The following is a 15,185-nucleotide window of genomic DNA, read 5'->3' on the forward strand; positions in this document are numbered from 1 at the left end:
TCAGCGATTCCCTGGGGAATAATTGGGGACAGATTGACGCAGCCCCCGGCTGCAAGGAGCGCCGCCATGGCTCGACTGTCCCGCCTTGCCATTCCGGGCGAGGTCCATCACCTGATCCAGCGCGGCCACGACCAGCAGCCCATCGTGCGGGATGATGAGGACCGCCGTGCCTTCGTCGATGCCCTGCGCGAATGCGCGGCCCTGCACAAGGTAGCCATCCACGCCTATGTGCTGATGGACAACCACCTGCACCTGCTGGCCACGCCCCCCGCGCCGGAGAGTCTCAGCCGGATGATGCAGTCGCTGGGGCGGCGATACGTGGCCCGCTTCAACCGGAGGCATCAGCGCAGCGGCGGACTGTGGGAAGGGCGCTTCCGCGCGGCACCGCTGGAGCCGAGCTGGCTGCTGTCGTGCATGCGCTACATCGAGCTCAACCCGCAGCGCAGCGGCCTGGTCGAGCGCCCGGAGGCCTATGCCTGGTCCAGCGCGGCCCACCATCTGGGCGCTGTGCGTGATCCGCTGGTACACGACCACGCCGGCTTCTGGGCCATGGGCAACACGCCTTTTGAGCGCGATGCCAACTACCGGCGCTACCTGGAGGAGGGCAGCAGCCCCGAGGAGATGGAGGCCCTGCTGGCGGCAGCCCTGCGCGGCTGGCCCCTTGGTTCTCCCGCCTATCGCGCCCAGTTGGCCAAGCAGACCGACCGGCCGCTGGCGCCCCGGCCGCGCGGCCGTCCGCCGCGCCAGATCAATAAGACTGTCCCCAATTAATTTGGAGCTTGCACTCTGGAATCTATATAAAAGAGTCTGACCCCATTTAATCGTTCTTGTCCTGTAACGGTTCGACGACTAATCTGCACGGCAATCCTCCCGCGCTGCAGCAATCGCGTAGCGCAGGCCCCACGGGGCCGGAGCTACAGCCTTTTGAATGCGGAGTCGCCATGGCAGTCGAGATGAGCCACCCCCAGAGTCCTTCCACCCAAGGGCCTGACCACGCCGAAATCCAGTCCCTGGCGCAGCAGGGCCTGTACCGGACCCAGAACGAGAAAGACGCCTGCGGCCTGGGCTTCGTGGCCCACATCAAGGGTCAGAAGGCGCATGCCATCGTGCAGCAGGGCCTGAAGATCCTGGAGAACCTGGATCACCGGGGCGCCGTGGGCGCGGATGCCCTGATGGGCGACGGTGCCGGCATTCTGATCCAGATCCCGGACCAGCTCTACCGTGAAGAAATGGCCAAGCAGGGCGTCACGCTGCCGCCGCTGGGCGAATACGGCGTGGGCCTGATCTTCCTGCCGAAGGAACATGCGTCCCGCCTGGCCTGCGAGCAGGAGCTGGCGCGCGCGATCAAGGCCGAGGGTCAGGTCTTGCTGGGCTGGCGTGACGTGCCGGTGGATGCCGAGCTGCCCATGTCGCCCACGGTGCGGGAGAAGGAACCCATCATCCGCCAGGTCTTCATCGGCCGCGGCCCGGACATCATCGTGCCGGACGCGCTGGAACGTAAGCTCTACGTGATCCGCAAGACGGCCTCCAGCGCCATACAGGCCCTGAAGCTCACGCACAGCCGCGAGTACTACGTGCCCAGCATGAGCTGCCGCACCGTCATCTACAAGGGCCTGCTGCTGGCCGACCAGGTCGGCAAGTACTACAAGGACCTCTCGGACCCGCGTACCGTTTCGGCCATCGCCCTGGTGCACCAGCGCTTCTCCACCAACACCTTCCCCGAATGGCCGCTGGCCCACCCTTACCGCATGGTCGCCCACAATGGAGAGATCAACACGGTCAAGGGCAACTTCAACTGGATGCGCGCCCGTGAAGGCGTGATGAAGTCGCCGGTGCTCGGTGACGACCTGAAGAAGCTCTATCCCATCAGCTTCGAGCACCAGTCCGACACGGCCACCTTCGACAACGCCATCGAGCTGCTGACCATGGCCGGCTACCCCCTGGCCCATGCCGCGATGATGATGATCCCGGAAGCCTGGGAGCAGCATGAGCAGATGGACGAGCGCCGCCGCGCCTTCTACGAGTACCACGCCGCCATGATGGAGCCCTGGGACGGCCCCGCTGCCATGGTCTTCACGGATGGCCGCCAGGTCTGCGCCGCGCTGGACCGCAACGGCCTGCGCCCGGCGCGCTACTGCGTGACCGACGACGACATGGTCGTGCTGGCCTCCGAATCCGGCGTGCTGCCCATCCCGGAAAGCAAGATCGTCAAGAAGTGGCGCCTGCAGCCGGGCAAGATGTTCCTGATCGACCTGGAGCAGGGCCGCATCGTCGACGATGAGGAGCTCAAGACCCAGTTCGCCAACGCGCGCCCCTACCGGCAGTGGATCGAGAACGTCCGCGTCAAGCTGGACAGCATTCCCGTGGCCGAACCGGTGCCCGCCAGCTTCGAGTCCAGCCTGCTGGACCGCCAGCAGGCCTTCGGCTTCACCCAGGAAGACATCAAGTTCCTGCTGGCGCCCATGGCCGCCAACGGCGAGGAAGGCATCGGCTCCATGGGCAATGACTCGCCCCTGGCCGTGCTCTCTGACAAGAACAAGCCGCTCTACAACTACTTCAAGCAGCTGTTCGCCCAGGTGACCAACCCGCCGATCGATCCGATCCGCGAGAACATCGTGATGTCCCTCAACAGCTTCGTGGGCCCCAAGCCCAATCTGCTGGACATCAACGCTGTCAACCCGCCCATGCGCCTGGAGGTGAGCCAGCCTGTGCTCGACTTCAAGGACATGGCCCGCCTGCGCGCCATCGAGCAGCACACGAACGGCAAGTTCAAGCCCTATGAGCTGGACATCACCTATCCGCGCGCCTGGGGCCGTGAAGGCGTGGAGGCCCAGCTGGCCTCGCTGTGCGCCGAAACCGTGGACGCCATCAAGAGCGGCCACAACATCCTCATCATCAGTGACCGCCACCTGAGTGCCGGCCGCGTGGCCATCCCCGCGTTGCTGGCGCTGTCCGCCGTGCACCACCACCTGGTGCGCGAGGGCCTGCGCACCACGGCCGGCCTGGTCGTCGAGACGGGCACGGCGCGCGAGGTGCACCACTTCGCGGTGCTGGCCGGTTTCGGTGCCGAGGCCGTCCACCCCTATCTGGCGCTGGAGACCCTGACTCAGATGACGGCCGAGCTGCCGGGCAATCTGTCGGCCGAGAAGGCCATCTACAACTACATCAAGGCCGTGGGCAAGGGGCTGTCGAAGATCATGTCCAAGATGGGCATCTCGACCTACATGTCCTACTGCGGCGCGCAGATCTTCGAGGCCATCGGCCTCAAGGCGGACTTTGTCGAGAAGTACTTCCGCGGCACGCCCACGCAGGTCGGCGGCATCGGCGTGTTCGAGGTGGCTGAGGAGGCCCTGCGTCTGCACGAGGCGGCCTTCGGCAACGATCCGGTGCTGGCCACCATGCTCGAGGCGGGCGGCGAGTACGCCTGGCGCGCCCGCGGCGAGGAGCACATGTGGACGCCCGACGCCATCGCCAAGCTGCAGCACAGCACGCGCTCGGGCAAGTTCGAGACCTACAAGGAATACGCCCAGCTCATCAATGACCAGAGCAGGCGCCACATGACGCTGCGCGGCCTGTTCGAGTTCAAGTTCGATCCGGCCAAGGCGATCCCGCTGGAGGAGGTCGAGTCGGCGGCCGACATCGTCAAGCGCTTCGCGACCGGGGCCATGTCCCTGGGCTCCATCTCCACCGAGGCCCATGCCACGCTGGCCGTGGCCATGAACCGCATTGGCGGCAAGAGCAACACGGGCGAAGGGGGTGAGGATCCTGCGCGTTATCGCAACGAGCTCAAGGGCATCAAGATCGTCAAGGGCACCAAAGTGTCCGACGTCATCGGCAGCAAGGTGATCGAGGCCGACTACGAACTGCAGGACGGCGATTCGCTGCGCTCCAAGATCAAGCAGGTGGCCTCGGGCCGATTCGGCGTGACGGCCGAGTACCTGGTCAGCGCCGACCAGATCCAGATCAAGATGGCCCAGGGCGCGAAGCCGGGCGAGGGCGGCCAGCTGCCGGGCGGCAAGGTGTCCGAGTACATCGGCTTCCTGCGCTACTCGGTGCCGGGCGTGGGCCTGATCTCACCGCCGCCGCACCATGACATCTACTCCATCGAGGATCTGGCTCAGCTGATCCACGACCTGAAGAACGTCAACGGCCGCGCTGACATCTCGGTCAAGCTGGTGTCGGAAGTGGGCGTGGGCACCATTGCGGCCGGCGTGGCCAAGGCCAAGGCCGACCACATCGTGATCGCCGGTCACGACGGCGGCACGGGCGCCTCGCCCTGGAGCTCCATCAAGCACGCCGGCACGCCCTGGGAGCTGGGCCTGGCCGAGGCGCAGCAGACCCTGGTGCTGAACCGCTTGCGAGGCCGCGTGCGCGTGCAGGCCGACGGCCAGATGAAGACCGGCCGTGACGTCGTCATCGGTGCCCTGCTGGGTGCTGATGAATTCGGCTTTGCCACCGCACCGCTGGTGGTCGAGGGCTGCATCATGATGCGCAAGTGCCACCTCAACACCTGCCCGGTGGGCGTGGCCACGCAGGATCCGGTGCTGCGCGCCAAGTTCTCCGGCAAGCCCGAGCACGTGGTGAACTACTTCTTCTTCGTCGCCGAGGAAGCGCGTCAGATCATGGCCCAGCTGGGCATTCGCAAGTTCGACGAGCTGATCGGCCGCTCGGACCTGCTGGACACCCGCAAGGGCATTAGCCACTGGAAGGCCCGCGGCCTGGACTTCAGCCGCGTCTTCCACCGCCCCGCGCTGGCCGCCGACGTGGCTCGCCTGCACAACGCCACGCAGGACCATGGCCTGGACCGCGCGCTGGACGTCAAGCTGATCGAGAAGTGCCTGCCCGCCTTCGAAAAGGGCGAGAAGGTGCAGTTCATGCAGGAGGTCAGCAATGTGCGTCGCACGGTGGGCGCCATGCTCTCCGGCGAGCTGGTGCGTCGCCATCCGGAGGGCCTGCCGGACCACACCATCTTCATCCAGATGGAAGGCACGGGCGGCCAGAGCTTTGGTGCCTTCCTGGCCCCGGGCATCACGCTCTACCTGATCGGCGACGCCAATGACTACACCGGCAAGGGCCTCTCCGGCGGCCGTGTGGTGGTGCGCCCCTCCATCGACTTCCGCGGTGACGCGACCAAGAACATCATCGTGGGCAACACCGTGCTGTACGGCGCGACCCGCGGCGAGGCCTTCTTCCGCGGCGTGGCCGGCGAGCGCTTCGCGGTGCGCCTGTCCGGCGCCTCTGCGGTCGTCGAAGGCACCGGCGACCATGGCTGCGAATACATGACCGGTGGCACTGTGGTCGTGCTGGGCAAGACCGGCCGCAACTTCGCCGCGGGCATGAGCGGCGGCCTTGCCTACGTCTTCGACGAGGACGGCAGCTTCGCCAAGCGCTGCAACACCAGCATGGTCAGCCTGGACAAGATCCTGCCCTCGCATGAGCAGGAGGCCAGCGTCGACAAGGCCATCTGGCACCGCCTCACCCAGGGCGGGGAGGCCCAGACCGACGAAGCCATCCTGAAGAAGATGATCGAGGACCACCACCGCTGGACCGGCAGTCAGCGCGCCCGCGACATCCTGGACCACTGGGCCGATTCGCGCGCCAAGTTCGTCAAGGTCTTCCCCAACGAATACCGCCGGGCTCTGGGCGAGCTGCACGCCGCCCGCGAAGCCGCCGAGACCATTGCCCACGCCAAGGCCCCCGCTGCCTCGGTGAAGGCTTGAGAGATTAGGAGTACACAATGGGAAAAGTCACCGGCTTCATGGAGTACGAGCGCCTGGAGGAGGGCTACGAGCCCGTTCCGGCCCGCCTGAAGAACTACAAGGAGTTCGTCATTGCGTTGAGCGCCGATCAGGCCAAGCAGCAGGGCGCGCGCTGCATGGACTGCGGCACGCCGTTCTGCAACAACGGCTGCCCGGTCAACAACATCATTCCGGACTTCAACGACCTCGTGTACCGCGGTGACTGGCAGAACGCCATCACGGTCCTGCACAGCACCAACAATTTCCCGGAGTTCACCGGCCGCATCTGCCCCGCGCCCTGCGAGGCGGCCTGCACGCTGAACGTCAATGACGACGCGGTGGGCATCAAGTCCATCGAGCACGCCATCATCGACCGCGCCTGGCTCGAGGGCTGGGTGAAGCCGCAGCCGGCCGCCGTGAAGACAGGCAAGCGCGTGGCCGTCGTGGGCTCGGGCCCGGCCGGCCTGGCCGCGGCGCAGCAGCTGGCGCGTGTCGGTCACGAGGTCACGGTCTTCGAGAAGAACGACCGCGTGGGCGGCCTGCTGCGCTATGGCATCCCCGACTTCAAGATGGAGAAGTCCCACATCGACCGCCGTGTGCAGCAGATGGAGGCCGAGGGTGTCGTGTTCCGCACCGGCGTGCTCGTGGCCAGCCTCGGTGAGGACAGCAAGGTCACCAACTGGGCCAAGGAAACGGTCAGCGCCGAGGACCTGAAGGCCCAGTTCGATGCCGTGCTGCTGTGCGGCGGCGCCGAACAGTCGCGAGACCTGCCGGTGCCGGGCCGTGACCTGGCGGGCATCCACTTCGCGATGGAGTTTCTGCCCCAGCAGAACAAGGTCAATGCCGGCGACAAGCTCAAGGGCCAGTTGCGGGCGGAAGGCAAGCACGTCATCGTCATCGGCGGTGGGGACACCGGCAGCGACTGCGTGGGGACCAGCAACCGCCATGGCGCCAAGAGCGTCACCCAGTTCGAGCTGATGCCCCGCCCGCCCGAGGAAGAGGACCGCCCGCTGACCTGGCCCTACTGGCCCTACAAGCTGCGCACCTCGTCCAGCCACGAGGAGGGCTGCGAGCGCGAGTTCGCCATCGCCACCAAGGAATTCATCGGCGAGAAGGGCAAGGTCACCGGCGTCAAGACGGTGCGCGTGGAGTGGCAGGGCGGCAAGATGGTCGAGGTGCCGGGTTCCGAGCAGATACTGAAGGCGGATCTGGTGCTGCTGGCCATGGGCTTTGTCGCGCCGGTCTCACCGGTGCTGGAGGCCTTTGGCGTGGGCAAGGACGCCCGCGGCAACGCCAAGGCGAGCACCGAGGCCCAGGGGGGCTACGCGACGAACGTCGACAAGGTCTTCGCCGCGGGTGACATGCGCCGGGGCCAGTCCCTGGTCGTCTGGGCCATCCGAGAGGGCCGCCAGGCCGCCCGGGCCGTGGACGAATACCTGACCGGCAGCAGCGTGCTGCCGCGCTGACCCCGTCTGACCGCTCCCGGGCCTTGCCCGACTGCCAGCCGCCCCGCGTGACGCGAGGGCGGCTTTTTCATGGTCGACCGGAAACTGTTTGCGGCTGGTTACAAGCTTTTGCCATTCGTCCGCGACGGGCGGCCGCTGGTCGGGCGGTGTGTCGCCACCGTGGAAAACGCCCCCTCGCCTTGCCTATGCTTCGGCCGACACTACGCTCAGGCCCATGCCAGGCTCCCTGTGGGGGCACGGTTCTGGCGTCCCGAACGAACCTGCGAGCAACCATGACACATATTCGATTTGCCGGTGCGAAGCGCGCTTCCCAGTCAGGCTTCACCTTGATGGAAGTCCTGGTGGTGACGGCCATCCTGGGCATCCTGCTGGGCCTGGCCTTGCCCTCCTATCGTGACTATGTGCGGCGAGGCAGCATCCCGGAGGCGACGGCAGCGCTGTCGGACTACCGAGTCAAGATGGAGCAGTACTACCAGGACCACCGCAACTACGGCTCCAGTACCAAGTGTGCCAATGATGCTCCGGCGCCGGCCTGGAAGGACTTCTCTCCCGCGGGCAAGAAGAACTTCGACTACGGTTGCGAGACCCCGGCGGATGGTCAGGACTACAAGTTGACCGCCACCGGCAAATCGACGTCCGTCGTCGCGGGCCATACCTACGAGCTGACCTCCAGCACCACCAAGACGACGTCCTTCAAGGGCGAGTCGGTGGACAAGAGCTGCTGGGTCGTACGGGGCGACGAATGCTGAGCACCGCCGTTCCCAGGCGCCACCGAGCTGCCGCCGGCTTCACGCTCATCGAGTTGGCCGTCGGGCTGGCCATCATGGGCCTGCTCGTGGCGGTGACGGTCCCAAGTGCGATTGAGTGGGTCAAGAATCTGCAGGTCCGCAGCGCCACCGAGTCGCTGCGTGCGGGCCTTGAGCGAGCCCGCCTGGATGCGCTGAAGAACAACCGGGCGGTCAGCTTCTGGCTGATTTCTGATGACGCCGCGGTGCCAGGTAGCGGCTGCGCGGTATCCAACATCGGCCGCCACTGGGTGATCAGCGTGAAGGACCCCGCCGGCAAGTGCAACGAAACCGTTGCCAGCGCGGACCCCCTGCTGGTCGCGCGGTCCGAGGCCGTCTCCGGCTCGGCGCAGGTCAAGGTCGCGGCCGTCGATGCCGACGACAAGGACGCCTCCCGGGTGATCTTCAACACCCTGGGGCAGGTGGTCAACGCGGATGCCATCAACCGCATCACCATCAAGCCGGCCTCCGGCACGGCACGGGAACTCCAGATCCGTGTGGAAAGCGGGGGCGCGATCCGCAGCTGCGATCCCAAGGTGTCTTCCAGTGATCCGAGGGCCTGCCCATGAGCACGATGACGTTTCAACAGGGCCGCCGCCGCCCGCGCCAGCGGGGCATTGCGCTGATCGAGGCCATGATCGGTGTGCTGATCTTCGCCTTCGGCGTGCTGGGCCTGATCGGGCTGCAGGCCGCCATGACCCGCGCCCAGACCAACACCAAGTTCAGGGCCGACGCGGCCAACCTGGCTGCCGATCTCATTGCGCTGATCCAGACGGACACCATCGCCAATATGAAGCAGTATGAGAAGGCGTCCTGCGCCGCCTATCCGCGCTGCAAGGAATGGCGGACCAAGGTGAAGTCTGTCCTGCCGTCTGCCGAGGATCCCGAGGTGACCGTGGACACCGGCACCAGCAAGGTCGACATCATCATTCGCTGGCAGCAGGGCTCGGACACGAACCAGTACCAAACCGTCCTGATGTGGCAGCCATGAGCAAGAAGAGACTTCAAACCATGCCCCGCAAGCGCGGCAGCGCCGGCTTCACGCTCGTCGAGCTGATGGTGGGGGTGGGCGTGGGCCTGCTGTCCACGGTGGTCATCGCCACCATCCTGGCCCGTTCGGAGCAACAGAAGCGCAACACCATGTCGGGCTCCGATGCCCAGGTGTCGGGTGCGCTGGCGCTTTTCGAGCTTGAGCAGGTCGTCAGAGAGGCGGGCTACGGGCTCACCTCGGACACTGCGGGCACGGGCTGCACCCTGACAGCCACGTATGCTGGGGCTGTGATCGCCGGCATGCCAGCCGACCTGGCACCCGTCGTGATTACCAAGACGGCGGACAAGCCAGACACGGTGCGTGTCACGAAGAGCACGCCCTCGCGCTTCTCGATCCCGTCCCAGGTCACCGCCCCGCTGTTCAATCCTGGGGGTGGGGGCACGGTCGCCAACACGGTCACCGTGAAATCCAATATCGGCATTGCGGCGGGTGATCTGCTCGCAGCGGTTAGCGGGCCGGCCGATGTCAAGACCGGCGTGGGGACCTGCGTCGTCTTCCAGGCGACCGACGTCAAGGATGACCATCTGGGCATCGGACGGACAGTTGATGCTGCCTGGAATGCTTTGGCCACCTTGCCGGCGCTGTCCCTGGACCAATACGTCGTCAACCTGGGCGGCCTCGAGAGTTCAACCTACACGGTGGAGCCCGTCGCAGCCGGCAGCCCCATCTACGCCCTGCGGAACTCGCAGTTCACCTTGAAAGACCGGGCCGTCGTCACCCGCGTGGTGCAGAACGGCGTGGTCGACCTCAAGGCCTTCTATGGTGTGGACTCGGACGCTGACGGTATCGTGGACAAGTACGTGTCTGACACCCCCACCTCGGTGGAGGGCTGGCAGCAGGTGCGCTCGGTGCGCATGGCCCTGCTGACGCGCTCCGAGCAGTTCGAGAAGGACAAGGTGACCGTGTCTGAACCTCTGTGGGACGTCGGCAAGGTGGCCGATGTGCCCGGCACCGAGGACTGCGGCGCCAGCAAGTGCATCAAGCTGAACCCCAAGGTTGCGACCGACTGGGAACATTACCGCTACAAGGTCTTCGAGGTGGTGATTCCCATCCGGAATCAGCTGTGGCGCTCCGACCTGAAGAGCTGATTCGTTTCTCTCGGTTGCCTCACTGAGCGAATCTATGAAACTGGACTTGAACATGCCTCATCACCTGAATGCCCGCATGGGCCGGCGCCAGCAGCGCGGCGTGTCGATGATCTTTGCGCTCATCTCCCTGGTCGTGCTGACCCTGGGCGGCGTGGCCCTGGTGCGTTCGGTGGATACCGGCAGCCTCACGCTGGGCAACCTCGGTTTCCGCAAGGATGCAGTCACGGCGGCGTCTATTGGAACGGAAACTGCCATCTCCAAACTGGCGGGCCTCGGCCCCGCCAAGCTCGAGAGCGACGTTCTTGAACTCGGCTACTACGCTGTGGCCGTGGACAACCTCGCGCCCACACTGACCGAGCAGGACGCTGCCAAGGCCCTGTCCATGGTTGACTGGGCAGGCGACGACTGCGGTGGCATGGAGGTATCGGCCACCGCCGTATGTTTGAAGCCCAATCCGGTGGCCCTCACGGCGGGGAACTCCAAGGTGCGGTGGGTGATCACGCGCCTGTGTGCGGAGCCCGGCCCTGGCGGCAGTGGCCGCCCCTGCGCCCTGCCGATCAAGCTTTCCAAGGCCGTCAGCATGGACAAGGGCATGCTGAGCTACATGGGCAAAATCCTGCCCAAGACGACAACGACCTTCTACCGGGTGATCACCCGCGCTGAAGGCTCGCGACAGACGGTCGCCATCACCGAGACGCTGGTCCATTTCTGACCGCTTGGCGGTCCGGATCCCTGAACGGTTAACCCTGGTGTGGAGCATTCCATGAACCAACGCTTCCCTCATTCGCTGACCCGGCTGGCCATGGGGCTCTCCGCCCTGACGGCCACGGCAGCCTTCGCGTCGACGGACATTTCCACGGTGCCGCTGTGGGCCTCGATTGCCGTCAACGTCAAGCCCAACATCCTGTTCGTGCTGGATGACTCGGGCAGTATGGCGGACGACTTCCTGCCTGACGACGCCCAGTTCCAGAAGGTCACCAGCAATTCCACCTGGGCGCAGATGGGGCGGCTCTCGTCCCAGTGCAATGGCCTGGCCTTCAACCCCGCGCTGTCCTATCCTGCGCCGGTGAAGGGGGACGGAAGCCTCTATCCTGAGACGCCGACCTCCAGCGAGATCGACGCCCTGCTGTCCTCGACCAACGCGCTCAACTACTCGGGCCGTGCCCAGGGGGTCACTCAGCTCACGGCAGCTTCCGATGCCTACGTCTCCGTGCGCCTGGGCACCGCCGTGGCGGCCAACGCCTATGTTTCGGGGATGCCGGTCACGGTCTTCGACAACTCCAGCCGTGGCCGCTGGGTGGTCGGCACCGTGTCAGCCTGGGACTACGCCAGCCAGACGGTGACGGTGCGAGCGATCCAGACGCGCAGCCTGCCTGCGGGCGGCTACTTCTCCTCACCCTACATTTCCTATGGCACGCCGGGCAACCAGCTCTACTACACCTACAACAAGGCCAAGGGCGGCGAGGAGCCGGTCAACTACATCTACCCCACGGGCAGCGTCAGCAAGACCACGAACTTCTACAAGCAGTGTGCTCTGCCGCTCAACGACACGACCGGCATTCCTGATGGCCTCTTCGAGGTGAACATCGTCACGCCCAGCTCGGGCACGGACTTCATCGCGAAGTACTGGCGCTGGGCCACCTACTACTCGTATCGCATGGCCATGATGCGCTCGGCTGCCAGCCTGGCCTTCAAGCCCATGGATGACCGATTCCGCATCGGCTTCACGACCATCCTGGAGAAGGAGGTCACCGAAGGGTCGCGCATGCTGCATGTGCGGGACTTCGATGCCAAGCAGAAGGGCGATTTCTACACCAAGCTCTTCGGCGTGCCGCCCTCGGGCTACACGCCGCTCCGTGGCGCTGTCCAGAAGGCCGGCCGCTACTTCGCCAACAAGTATCCGGGTCAGGACTATGACCCGATGCAGTATTCCTGCCAGAAGAACTTCCTGGTGCTGTCGACGGACGGCTACTGGAACACCAATGCCGAGTACGTGGATTGGGATACCTCGAAGTCCGTGGACTACGGTCCCTACGACATCAATGGCGAGCTGAAGATCGGCAACCAGGACAGCCTGCCCACGCCGCGCCCGATGTTCGATGGCAGCAGCAGCACCGTGGTGAGCGTGGACACCTGGACGGACACCCACTACTTCGACCGCGTCTTGGTGTCCAACATCAGCTACAAGGAAACGACCACCAAGGTCAACACCGAATCTCAGACGCTCTATTCGCTGGTCAGTGACTCCTCTTGTTCGGCTGGCACCAAGCGCATCTGGGGACAACCCCAGACACGTTCCGCCACCTACACGCAGGTGATGACCGAAACGCTGCGGACGGACAAATTTAATATGAAGCAGCCGTGGAACTACACCAAGACCACGACCACGCTCAAGGACGGTGAAACGGTGACCACCGTCGTGGACGAGCCGGATCCGACCAAGGGCGCCGAGAGCGTCGTCGCCACGGTCAGCACCAGCTACAACTCCAGCACGGCTCCCTGGTCGAGCCCGACCTACGGTTCCTGGAAGAACGGAACCGCGACCAAGGGAGCTTGCTCCAGCGTAGCGCCCTCCAACCTTCCCCCGACGGTCGTCAGCACGTCCACCTCCGTGGCCAAGTCGGGCAGCCGCACGGCAGGCACCACGGTGTCCAAGACGGATGCCGAGACCTCCGTGGTCAAGAGCGCGGTGACGAACAAGACCACCACCACCAACGTGACCGGCACCTCGAACTCGCTGGCGGACGTCGCCATGTACTACTACAAGACCGACCTGCGGACCTCGGACTTGGGCAACTGCACGGGCTCCAAGGGCATCGACGTCTGCGAGAACAACGTGAAGGTGACCGAGGGCAGCAAGGACGACGCCAAGCACCAGCACATGACCACCTACACGCTGAGCCTGGGCAACAGCGGCATGTTGGGCTACGAGCTGGACTACGAGACCAGCACCGCGGGCGACTTCTACAAGGTCAAGACCGGCGTGCGCAACTGGCCGAACCCGTTCTCCTCGGAAGCGGCCAAGATGGACGATCTGTGGCACGCCGCCGTCAACGGCCGGGGCCGCTACTTCAATGCCAAGGACCCCTCGGGCCTTGCGCTGAGCCTGGCCACGGCACTGAACTCCATCGCCTCGGTGACGGGTACTGCCGCTGCGGCTGCCACCAGTACCCTGCAGCCGGTGGCGGGTGACAACGGCGCCTATGTGTCGCAGTTCACCTCGCCGGCATGGACGGGTGACCTGCGCAAGTACACCTTCGACAAGAACGGCAAGGTCGAGGCCACCCGCTACGACGAGAAGTCCGGCACCTTCGTCGACAACGCCAAGTGGAGTGCGGCAGACCAGCTCACCGCATCCACGGTTCGCAAGATCAAGTTCTTCCGCAAGAGCGGTTCCTTGCCCACCACGGGCAGCCTGGTCAACTTCGACGCGGCCTCGATGACCGCCGATGAGCTGGCCCTGTTCGCCAAGGCCTGCGACAAGCCGTCGACGGACCGCCCTTCGCAGTGCGCCTCCGCGAGCGCGGATGAAATCACGGCGCTGAACGATCCCGCCACCATGGTGGCCTACCTGCGGGGCGTGGAGAAGCCGGGCTACCGCTCGCGCAGCCGGATCCTGGGTGACCTGGTGAACTCCTCGCCGGTGTTCGTCGGCCAGTCCAAGTACCAGTACACCGAGAACGGCTACCAGACCTGGGTGAAGTCCAAGGCCATTGCCGAGCGCAAGCGCATCCTGGTGGTGGGCGGCAACGACGGCATGCTGCATGCCTTCAGCGAGACGACTGGCGAGGAGCTGTGGGCCTATGTGCCGTCCAGCGTCATGTCCAAGATGTACATCCTGTCGGACAAGTCCTATGAGTCCAAGCACACCTACTTCGTGGACGGCTCGCCCATCGTGTCCGACATCTATGTGGACGACGCCTGGAAGACCATCCTGATCGGCGGCCTGGGTGCAGGTGGCCGCAGCTACTACGCCCTGGACGTGACGGACACCGAGAACCCCAAGCCCCTGTGGGAAATCAGCCCCGACACCATGCCCGCGGGCGAAGGCGACCGCCTGGGCCTGGCCTTCTCCAACCCGGTGGTCACCAAGCGTGCTGACGGCACGTGGATCGTGGCGCTGGCCAGCGGCTACAACAACCCCTCCGGCGGCGCTTACCTCTTCATCCTGAATGCCAAGACGGGCGAGCTGCTGCAGACCATTCCCACGGAAGTGGAAGGGGTCAACGTGGGCGAGGGCCTGGCCAAGGTCAATGCCTGGATCGACAGCCCGGAGGAAAACCTGGCGCTGCGCTTCTATGGCGGCGACATGCTCGGCAACCTGTGGCGCTTTGACATCGACGGTCTGCTGGAACCCAAGAAGAAGGCCCTGCGCCTGGCCGTCCTGAAGAACGGGGACGGACAGCTGCAGCCCATCACGACCCTGCCCAATCTGGCCGAGTTCGATGCCAACGGCGGCCGCCGGCGCGTGGTCTACGTGGGCACCGGGCGCTACCTGGGCAAGACGGACATCCCGACCGAGGCCACGCCAGCCCAGCAGCAAAGCATCTACGCCATTGCCGACGATCTGTCTGACAAGGGCTTGGATGATGTCCGGGGCGGCAAGCTGCTGGTCGAGCAGAAGATCGACACCAGCACGACGCCCTATACCGTGGGCAGCACCGAGACCATGGTCGACTGGTCCAAGAACAAGGGCTGGTTCGTGGATCTCAAGAGCAAGTCCGAGCGGGTCAATATCGACATGCTGATGGTGGCGAACACCCTGGTTGCGGTCGGCAACATCCCGGGTGCCGCCTCGACCTACTGCGAGGCACCTGAGGCCAACCAGGCCAGCTTGTACATGTTCAACATCATCACCGGTGGCGGCACCGTGCAGGGCCTGACCGAAATGCAGGCCGGTATCAGCGCCATCATGGATGAGTCCGGCAAGTACAAGACCGTGAAGACGGGCGTGAAGTCGGGTGTGAATCAGCCGCAGGAAGAAATCACGCCAATGACCGTCAGTTCGGGCGCCCCGCGCCGCAGTACCTGGCGTGAGCTTCATTGAGCGAGGTCGG

9 protein-coding genes are annotated in these 15,185 nt (G+C 65.1%); all 9 read left to right on the forward strand.

Features of this window, described 5'->3' with window-relative positions; genetic code table 11:
• The first annotated feature begins 66 nt into the window (after window positions 1-66).
• The 9 genes from ABDJ40_RS03725 (at window position 67) to ABDJ40_RS03765 (ending at window position 15,175) form a co-directional block, all read left to right on the forward strand.
• On the forward strand, window positions 67-771 hold the full coding sequence (locus ABDJ40_RS03725) for a transposase (protein WP_347606237.1): 705 nt from the start codon (window positions 67-69) through the stop codon (window positions 769-771).
• 170 nt (window positions 772-941) lie between these two features.
• Window positions 942-5,720 carry a glutamate synthase-related protein gene (locus ABDJ40_RS03730; protein ID WP_347606239.1) on the forward strand — a complete coding sequence of 1,593 codons (4,779 nt, stop codon included), beginning with the start codon at window positions 942-944 and terminating at the stop codon, window positions 5,718-5,720.
• 17 nt (window positions 5,721-5,737) lie between these two features.
• Window positions 5,738-7,204 carry a glutamate synthase subunit beta gene (locus ABDJ40_RS03735; protein ID WP_347606242.1) on the forward strand — a complete coding sequence of 489 codons (1,467 nt, stop codon included), beginning with the start codon at window positions 5,738-5,740 and terminating at the stop codon, window positions 7,202-7,204.
• 272 nt (window positions 7,205-7,476) lie between these two features.
• Window positions 7,477-7,953 carry a type IV pilin protein gene (locus ABDJ40_RS03740; protein ID WP_347606245.1) on the forward strand — a complete coding sequence of 159 codons (477 nt, stop codon included), beginning with the start codon at window positions 7,477-7,479 and terminating at the stop codon, window positions 7,951-7,953.
• Window positions 7,947-8,558 carry a pilus assembly FimT family protein gene (locus tag ABDJ40_RS03745; RefSeq protein WP_347606248.1) on the forward strand — a complete coding sequence of 204 codons (612 nt, stop codon included), beginning with the start codon at window positions 7,947-7,949 and terminating at the stop codon, window positions 8,556-8,558. The genes ABDJ40_RS03740 and ABDJ40_RS03745 overlap by 7 nt, the downstream gene beginning before the upstream one ends.
• Window positions 8,559-8,563: 5 nt before the next feature.
• Window positions 8,564-8,980: a type IV pilus modification PilV family protein gene (locus ABDJ40_RS03750; protein ID WP_347606251.1), complete on the forward strand. Its 417-nt coding sequence runs from the start codon at window positions 8,564-8,566 to the stop codon at window positions 8,978-8,980.
• A gap of 20 nt (window positions 8,981-9,000) precedes the next feature.
• Window positions 9,001-10,128 carry a PilW family protein gene (locus ABDJ40_RS03755; RefSeq protein WP_347606254.1) on the forward strand — a complete coding sequence of 376 codons (1,128 nt, stop codon included), beginning with the start codon at window positions 9,001-9,003 and terminating at the stop codon, window positions 10,126-10,128.
• Window positions 10,129-10,204: 76 nt separating this feature from the next.
• Window positions 10,205-10,840: a pilus assembly PilX family protein gene (locus ABDJ40_RS03760; protein WP_347606257.1), complete on the forward strand. Its 636-nt coding sequence runs from the start codon at window positions 10,205-10,207 to the stop codon at window positions 10,838-10,840.
• A gap of 51 nt (window positions 10,841-10,891) precedes the next feature.
• Window positions 10,892-15,175 (forward strand): pilus assembly protein, encoded by a 4,284-nt coding sequence (locus tag ABDJ40_RS03765; protein ID WP_347606260.1) that lies wholly within the window; start codon window positions 10,892-10,894, stop codon window positions 15,173-15,175.
• Window positions 15,176-15,185 lie beyond the last annotated feature (10 nt).

This window comes from Roseateles flavus (genome assembly GCF_039872765.1).
GTDB lineage: Bacteria > Pseudomonadota > Gammaproteobacteria > Burkholderiales > Burkholderiaceae_C > Roseateles_B > Roseateles_B flavus.